The organism is Mesotoga sp. HF07.pep.5.2.highcov (genome assembly GCF_003666285.1).
In the GTDB taxonomy this organism is placed as follows: Bacteria; Thermotogota; Thermotogae; order Petrotogales; family Kosmotogaceae; genus Mesotoga; species Mesotoga prima.
This window is the reverse complement of record NZ_JFHJ01000461.1, coordinates 1-1,382: the sequence shown is the minus strand read 5'-3', so window position 1 is coordinate 1,382 and position 1,382 is coordinate 1. Positions and strand designations below refer to the sequence as shown.

Annotated in this window: 1 protein-coding gene; it reads left to right on the top strand. The window is 42.2% G+C overall.

The genetic code is table 11. The features are described from left to right. Positions 1–1,382 (top strand): hypothetical protein (locus BG32_RS15605; protein ID WP_121526751.1); only part of this gene is annotated, 1,382 nt, incomplete at both ends.

Sequence of the window (1,382 nt, the reverse complement as noted above, 5' to 3'; positions counted from 1 at the left end):
TTCGAGGTTACTAATCCCGCTATAAGGAAGGATAAGAACTGGATTCCAGACATCTCTGCAATCTTCAGACCTGATTTCAGATTGATTCAGGCGGTTAATAATTACTGCGAATTGAATTCTGTTGAGAACGAAGACGAGATTTTTGAGAGTCTAGAGTCACTAAAAGGCATCGTAAATAACCCGATTGGCTTGATTGAACTTAATTCCGATCTGGATATCGAAACGGTTACAGAAATCTTCATAAGAATCAATTCGGCTGGCTCAGTGCTTAGTCAAGCGGACTTTGCGATGTCGAAGATCTCTGTGAACGAAACATATGGCGGCAACAATCTCAGGAAGGCAATAGATTATTTCTGCCATTTGGCCATCGCTCCGGAGTTCTATCAACAACTCCAGGAGGTGGATGAAGAGTTCACCAAGACTGATTACTTCGGCAGGATGTCTTGGCTAAAGAATGAAAATGATGACTTGTATGATCCTTCTTATACAGACATGCTTAGAGTAGCTTTCACTTCGAAATTCAAAAGGGGCAGATTACAGGATTTGGTTGCGCTTCTTTCCGGCAGGAATTTCGAAACGAGAGAGTTCGAAGAGGAGATTTCCGAACGCTCATTTGATCTATTGAAAACCGGCGTTATGGATTTCATGAATGAAAACAACTTCAAGAAGTTCATCATGATTCTCCGTTCTGCAGGTTTCATAGATAGTTCTATGATCAGGTCCCAGAATTCGATCAACTTCGCATACATCATGTATTTAACTCTTCGCGAGATGAATTGCGATCAAGCGGAAATTGAATCATTAGTCAGAAAGTGGTTTGTCCTTTCAATTCTCACGAGTCGTTACTCCAGTTCTCCCGAATCTACTTTTGACTATGATATCAGGAGAATACATGAGAGTGGGAAGACCTTCATAGAAAACGTCTTTTCAGCAGAGCTCTCGGATGCTTTCTGGGAGGTAGGCTTGCCGCAGCAAATGAATACTTCGGTTTCCAGCAGCCCTTCTTTCAATGTCTATCTTGCGGCTCAAGTGAAGCTTAAAGACAAGGGTTTCCTTTCACGTGATATCTGCGTCGCGGATCTTGTGAGCCTAAAGGGAGATGTTCATCACATTTTCCCGAAGGAATACCTGAAGAAATTCGGACTTACCAGAGGAAAATACAATCAGATTGCTAACTATGCGATGACACAGAGCGAGATCAACATTGCTATCAGTTCTAAGCCGCCTTCACAATACCTTACAGAAGCTCTAAATCAATGCAATGGTGGGGGTCTCAAGTATGGAGGTATCACGCTGAAGTCAGAAATGCTTGAGAACTGGAAGATGAACTGCATCCCTGAAAACACAGTGAATATGACAATAGACGACTATGAAGAATTCCT